Genomic DNA, 6,960 nt, shown 5'->3' on the forward strand with positions numbered 1-6,960 from the left:
GCAGTGGTGACCTGGCCAGGCGCCGGCCCGACGGTGGGCTGGACTTCCTGGGCCGGATCGACGACCAGGTGCAGATCCGGGGCTACCGGGTCGAGCTGGGCGAGATCGAGACCGTGCTCGCCGCGCACCCCGGGGTCCGGGACGCGGTGGTGGTGGTCCGGGAGGACATCCCCGGCGACAAGCGGCTGGTCGGCTACCTGGTGCCCGAGGGCGACCAGGTGCCGAGCCCGGCCGAGCTGCGCGAGTTCCTCGCCCGGGGCCTGCCGGAATACATGGTGCCGGCCGCGTTCGTGCCACTGGACCGGATTCCGCTGACCGCCAACGGCAAGCTCGACCGCCGCGCGCTGCCCGCACCGGACCGCGCCGCACTCTCCGGCGAGCAGGTCTACGTGGCTCCGCGTACCCCCGTGGAGGAGCGGGTCGCGGCGATCTGGCGGGACGTGCTCGGGGTCGAGCGGGTCGGCGTGCACGACAGCTTCTTCGACCTCGGCGGCCACTCGATCCGGGCGGTCGCCCTGGTCGGCGAGCTGCGGGCGATCGGGCTGGACGTCTCCGTCCGGGACGTCTTCGCGCACCGTACCGTCGCCGAGCTGTGCGGGATCCTCGACGGCCGGTCGGCGCCGGCCGCTACGGAGCGCCCGGTGGCGCCGTTCGAGCTGCTCTCCGCCGAGGACCGGGCGAAGGTGCCGACCGGCGCGGTCGACGCGTATCCGCTGTCCCGGGTGCAGGCCGGCATGGTGGTGGAGATGCTCTCCGACGGGGAGCTGCACGCGTACCACAACGTCACCTCGTTCCGGATCCGCGACGAGCGGCCGTTCGCGCTGGACGCGCTGCGCGAGGCGGCCCGGATCGTGGTCGAGCGGCACGAGGTGCTGCGTACCGCGATCGACCTGACCACGTACTCGGTGCCGATGCAGGTGGTGTACCCGACCGCCGAGATGCCGGTCGGGGAGCGGGACCTGCGGCACCTGGACGCCGCCGAGCTGGACCGGTCGCTGCGGGAGTTCACCGCGGTGGAGCGGGCCGACGTCTTCGACCTGGCCCAGCCGACCCTGATGCGGCTCTACGCGCACGTCTGCGACGACAAGACCTGGTGGCTGTCGGTCACCGAGTGCCACGCGATCATCGAGGGCTGGAGCCACCACTCGCTGCTGATGGAGGTGCTGGACCTCTACCGGGAGATCCGGGACGGCGGCACCCCGGCCCCGGTCGAGGCACCGCCGGTGCGGTTCGCCGACTTCATCGGCGCCGAACTGCGCTCGCTGGCCTCGGCGGACGACCGGGACTACTGGCGGGACATCGTCGGCCGGTACGCCCGGTTCACCCTGCCGACCGGCTGGGGCGACGAGGACGCGCCGCGCGAGTCGCTGATGCTCGGGGTGCCGTTCCACGACCTGGAGTCCGACCTGCGCAAGCTGGCCAGCCGGGCGAAGGCGTCGCTGAAGACGGTGCTGCTCGCCGCGCATCTGAAGGTGATGAGTCAGCTCACCGCCGAGGAGTCGTTCCTGACCGGCCTGGTGCTGCACGGCCGGCCCGAGGAGGTCGGCGCCGACCGGGTCTACGGGATGTACCTGAACAGCCTGCCGTTCGGCTACGACCGGGGCGCCCGGACCTGGCTTGAGCTGGTCCAGCGGACGTACGCCCGGGAGATGGAGATCTGGCCGCGCCGCCGGTTCCCGATGCCGGAGATCCAGCGCGAGTTCGGCGACGGCCAGCGACTGATGGACGTCCGGTTCAGCTACCACGACTTCGACCAGGTCGACCGGGATCTGGTCGACTACATGGCCAGCATCGACGACAGCCCGACCGAGTTCCCGCTCGCCGTGGCGGTCCGGCTCGGCTACGTGACGATGGCGGTCAACCCCCGGGTGCTGAGTCGGGCCAACGGCGACCGGATGGGCGCCATGTACCGGGCCGTGCTGGAGGCGATGGCGGCGGACCCGAACGGCGACGCCCGGGGCACCTTCCTCGCCGACGAGGAGCGGCAGCGGCTGGTGGTCGAGTGGAACCGCACCACGGCCGAGCCGGCCGGACCGGCCGTGCCGGAGCGGTTCGTCGCGCAGATGTCGGCCAACCCGCACGCGGTGGCGGTCGAGTGCGCCGGCCAGCAGCTCACGTACGCCGAACTGGACGCCCGGGCGAACCGGCTCTCCCGGCACCTGCGCGCCTGCGGCGTGGTACCGGAGTCGGTCGTCGGGGTGCTGCTGGACCGGGGTCCGGACCTGCTCGTGGCGATGCTGGCGGTCTGGAAGGCCGGCGGCGCGTACGTGCCGCTCGACCCGGCCCACCCGGCCGACCGGCTCGCCGACATGCTGGCCGACGCCGGTGCCCGGGTGGTGGTGACCGGCTCCGGCTACGCCGACCGGTTCCCGGAGATCCCGGTGCGGGTCCTGGTCGACCGGGACGCGCCGACCATCGCGGACCAGCCCGCGACGCCGCTCTCGGTACCGACCGATCTCGATCGCCTCGCGTACGTGATCTTCACGTCGGGGTCGACGGGTCGGCCGAAGGGTGTGGCGGTGTCGCATCGTGGGTTGGTCAACCATGTGTCGTGGGCGGCGCGGGAGTTGGCTGGTCGTGGTGCGGGTGGTTCGGCGTTGTTCTCGTCGGTGGCGTTCGACCTGGTGGTGCCGAATGTGTGGGCGCCGTTGGTGTCGGGTCAGCGGGTGTGGTTGGCGGCTCCGGATCTGGACATGGCGGATCTCGGCCCCGAACTGCTGGCGGCGGGCCCGTTCAGCTTCCTGAAGCTGACCCCCGGCCACCTGGAGGTGCTGGCGCACCAGCTCGCCCCGGGCGAGGCCAGCGGGCTCGCCGGGATCACGGTGGTGGCCGGCGAGGCGTTCAGCCGGCACACCCTGGAGCGCTGGCGCGAGTGCGCCCCCGATGCGGAACTGGTCAACGAGTACGGCCCGACCGAAGCCTCCGTCGGCACCTGCGTCTACCCGGTGCAGGGCCCGCAGACCGCCGACGTACTGCCGATCGGCCGTCCGTTGCCGGGGATGGCGATGTATGTGTTGGACGCCGATCTGTCGCCGGTTCCGATCGGTGTGTTGGGTGAGTTGTATGTCGGTGGGGTTGGGGTTGCTCGGGGTTATGTGAACCGGCCGGAGTTGACGGCGGAGCGGTTTGTGCCGGATCCGTTCGGGTCTGTTTCGGGTGCCCGGCTCTACCGCACAGGCGACCTGGTGCGGGTGTTGCCGGCTGGTGATGTGGAGTTCGTTGGTCGGGTGGATGACCAGGTGAAGGTGCATGGTTATCGGATCGAGTTGGGTGAGGTCCGGTCGGTGTTGTTGGAGTACGAGGCGGTCCGCGACGCGGTAGTGGTCGCGGTGGGTGCGGCGTCGGACAGGCGTCTGGTGGCGTACTGCGTGCCGGCCGGCGGTGAGCTGGATGTGGCGGCGTTGACCGCGCATGTCTCGACCCGGTTGCCGGAGTACATGGTGCCGGCGGCGTTCGTCGCGCTGGATGCTCTGCCGTTGAACGCGAACGGGAAGGTGGATCGTCGGGCGTTGCCGGATCCGGACACTGCTGCCGTGGACGCGGGTCCCGTTTTTGTGGGGCCGCGTACCGGGGTGGAGGAGCGGATCGCTGGGGTGTGGCGGGAGGTGCTGGGCCTGGATCGGGTTGGGGTGACGGAGAGTTTCTTCGATCTGGGTGGGCATTCGATTCGGGCGGTGGCGTTGGTCGGGAGGTTGCGGGCGGCTGGGTTCGAGGTGGCGGTCCGGGACGTGTTCCAGTACCGCACCGTCGCCGAACTCGCCGAGAAGCTGGCCGGCCCGGTGCCGGAGGCGACCGCTACGACCGTCGACGGGCCGACCGTGGCGCCGTTCGCGCTGCTCTCCGCCGAGGACCGGGCGAAGGTCCCGGCCGGCGCGGTCGATGCGTACCCGCTGTCGCAGGTGCAGCTCGGCATGGTCGTCGAGATGCTGGCCGACAGCGACCTGCACGCCTACCACAACGTCACCTCGTTCCGGCTGCGCACCGAGCAGCCGTTCGGGCTGGAGGCGCTGCGTGAGGCGGCCCGGATCGTGGTCGAGCGGCACGAGTTGCTGCGGACCTCGTTCGACCTGACCACGTACGCGGTGCCGATGCAGCTCGTGCACGGCACCGCCGAGATCCCGATCGCGGTACGCGACATCCGGCAGCTCGACGCCGACGGGCGGAAGCAGGCGATCCGGGAGTTCACCACGGCGGAACGGGCCGAGCTGTTCGACCTCGGGGTGGCCCCGCTGCTGCGGTTCGCCGTGCACGAGGAGAGCGACGAGGCGTGGTGGATGTCCGTCACGGTCTCGCACCCGATCACCGAGGGGTGGAGCCACCGGGCGATGCTGACCGAGCTGCTGGAGCTGTACCAGCAGATCCGGGCCGGCGGAGCACCGGCACCGGCGACCCGCCCGGCGGTCCGGTACGCGGACTTCATCGCCGCCGAACTCGACTCGCTGGAGTCGACGGAGGACCGCGACTACTGGCGCGGCATCGTCGACGGGTACACCCGGCTGTCGCTGCCGACCGGCTGGGCCGCCGACCCGGCGACGCCCCGGGAGCCGTACTCGGTCACCGTGCCGGTTCGCGACCTGGAGCCGGAGCTGCGGGCGCTGGCGACGGCGACCCGTACGTCGTTGAAGGCGGTGCTGCACGCGGCGCACCTGAAGGTGATGAGCCAGCTCACCGACGAGCCGGCGTTCTTCACCGGGCTGGTGTGCAGCGCCCGGCCCGAGGTCGACGGCGCCGACAAGGTGTACGGGATGTATCTGAACACCCTGCCCTTCGCCCACCGGCGGGGAGCGGCGACCTGGGGTGAGCTGGTCCGGCAGGTCTTCGACCGCGAGGTCGAACTCTGGCCGCACCGGCGCTATCCGATGCCGGCGATCCAGCGTGAGCTGGCCGACGGCCAGCGCCTGCTGGACGTGCGGTTCAGCTACCAGGACTTCGACGCGGTCGACACCGAACTGGTCGACGTGGAGTCCGGCCTCGGCGAGGGTGCCACCGAGTTCGGCCTGGCCGTCGCCGCGATGACCGGCAGCCTGGTGCTGACCGCCGACACCCACATGCTGAGCCGGCCGGACGCGACCCGACTGGGCGCGATGTACCGGGCGGTGCTGGCGGCGATGGCGGCGACCGGTGCCGGCGGCGACGCCCGGGACAACCACCTGCCGGCGGACGAGCGGGAGCGGCTGCTCGGCGAGTACGCGGTCAACCCCGGCACGGCGCCGACCCGTACCGTGCCGGAGCTGGTCGCCGACGTGGCCGCCGCGCACCCGGAGCGAACCGCGGTGGCACTCGGCGAACTGGAACTCGACTACGCGGAGCTGGACGCCCGGGCGAACCGGCTGGCCCGGCACCTGCGGTCCCGGGGCGTGGGGCCGGAGTCCCTCGTAGGAGTGCTGCTGGACCGGGGACCGGACCTGATCGCCACCTTCCTGGCGGTCTGGAAGGCCGGTGCCGCGTACGTGCCGCTGGACCCGTCGTTCCCGGCCGACCGGGTGAACACGATGCTCGCCGACGCCGGTGCCCGGGTGGTGGTCACCCGGTCCCGGCACGCGGACCGGTTCGACCCGGCACTGGACTGCGTCCTCGTCGACACCGAGCGCCTGGAGATCGGCAACCGTCCGGCGACCCCGATCGCCGAACCCGCCGACCTCGACCGGCTGGCGTACGTGATCTTCACGTCGGGGTCGACGGGTCGGCCGAAGGGTGTGGCGGTGTCGCATCGTGGGTTGGTCAACCATGTGTCGTGGGCGGCGCGGGAGTTGGCTGGTCGTGGTGCGGGTGGTTCGGCGTTGTTCTCGTCGGTGGCGTTCGACCTGGTGGTGCCGAATGTGTGGGCGCCGTTGGTGTCGGGTCAGCGGGTGTGGTTGGCGGCTCCGGATCTGGACATGGCGGATCTCGGCCCCGAACTGCTGGCGGCGGGCCCGTTCAGCTTCCTGAAGCTGACCCCCGGCCACCTGGAGGTGCTGGCGCACCAGCTCGCCCCGGGCGAGGCCAGCGGGCTCGCCGGGATCACGGTGGTGGCCGGCGAGGCGTTCAGCCGGCACACCCTGGAGCGCTGGCGCGAGTGCGCCCCCGATGCGGAACTGGTCAACGAGTACGGCCCGACCGAAGCCTCCGTCGGCACCTGCGTCTACCCGGTGCAGGGCCCGCAGACCGCCGACGTACTGCCGATCGGCCGTCCGTTGCCGGGGATGGCGATGTATGTGTTGGACGCCGATCTGTCGCCGGTTCCGATCGGTGTGTTGGGTGAGTTGTATGTCGGTGGGGTTGGGGTTGCTCGGGGTTATGTGAACCGGCCGGAGTTGACGGCGGAGCGGTTTGTGCCGGATCCGTTCGGGTCTGTTTCGGGTGCCCGGCTCTACCGCACAGGCGACCTGGTGCGGGTGTTGCCGGCTGGTGATGTGGAGTTCGTTGGTCGGGTGGATGACCAGGTGAAGGTGCATGGTTATCGGATCGAGTTGGGTGAGGTCCGGTCGGTGTTGTTGGAGTACGAGGCGGTCCGCGACGCGGTAGTGGTCGCGGTGGGTGCGGCGTCGGACAGGCGTCTGGTGGCGTACTGCGTGCCGGCCGGCGGTGAGCTGGATGTGGCGGCGTTGACCGCGCATGTCTCGACCCGGTTGCCGGAGTACATGGTGCCGGCGGCGTTCGTCGCGCTGGATGCTCTGCCGTTGAACGCGAACGGGAAGGTGGATCGTCGGGCGTTGCCGGATCCGGACACTGCTGCCGTGGACGCGGGTCCCGTTTTTGTGGGGCCGCGTACCGGGGTGGAGGAGCGGATCGCTGGGGTGTGGCGGGAGGTGCTGGGCCTGGATCGGGTTGGGGTGACGGAGAGTTTCTTCGATCTGGGTGGGCATTCGATTCGGGCGGTGGCGTTGGTCGGGAGGTTGCGGGCGGCTGGGTTCGAGGTGGCGGTCCGGGACGTGTTCCAGTACCGCACCGTCGCCGAACTCGCCGAGAAGCTGGCCGGCC

General features: G+C 71.2%; 1 protein-coding gene. It reads left to right on the plus strand.

What is annotated here, in order from left to right; genetic code table 11:
* Positions 1 to 6,960: non-ribosomal peptide synthetase (locus R6Y94_RS44850; RefSeq protein ID WP_318403428.1), on the plus strand; the 6,960-nt coding region annotated here is incomplete at both ends.

Origin of the sequence: Plantactinospora sp. KLBMP9567, assembly GCF_033446045.1 — a bacterium.
Classification (GTDB): domain Bacteria; phylum Actinomycetota; class Actinomycetes; order Mycobacteriales; family Micromonosporaceae; genus Plantactinospora.